The sequence below is a fragment of the Mesorhizobium helmanticense genome (genome assembly GCF_003034915.1).
Classification (GTDB): Bacteria; Pseudomonadota; Alphaproteobacteria; order Rhizobiales; family Rhizobiaceae; genus Mesorhizobium; species Mesorhizobium helmanticense.
In genome coordinates, this window is the sequence record NZ_PZJX01000129.1 from 1 (window position 1) to 383 (window position 383).

The 383-nt window shown below is 65.5% G+C and carries 1 protein-coding gene; it reads left to right on the forward strand.

Going from position 1 to position 383, the window contains the following annotated elements:
* On the forward strand, window positions 1-383 hold a 383-nt coding region (locus C9427_RS33625), incomplete at both ends, for a TCP-1/cpn60 chaperonin family protein (RefSeq protein ID WP_280954169.1).

A 383-nucleotide genomic window follows, 5' to 3' on the forward strand; every position in this document is an offset into this window, starting at 1 on the left:
AAGAGATCCAGGGCCGCGTTGCCCAGATCAAGCAGCAGATCGAAGAGACCACCTCGGACTACGACAAGGAGAAGCTGCAGGAACGTCTCGCGAAGCTCGCGGGCGGCGTTGCGGTGATCCGCGTCGGCGGTGCGACGGAAGTCGAAGTCAAGGAAAAGAAGGACCGCGTTGACGATGCGCTGAACGCGACACGCGCGGCCGTGGAAGAAGGCATCGTTCCCGGCGGCGGCGTTGCCCTGCTGCGCGCTTCGCTGAGCATCAACGCTGTCGGCGCAAACTCCGACCAGACCGCTGGCATCAGCATCGTGCGTCGTGCGCTGCAGGCTCCGGCCCGCCAGATCGCGGCCAACGCCGGTGCGGAAGCCTCGATCGTTGCCGGCAAT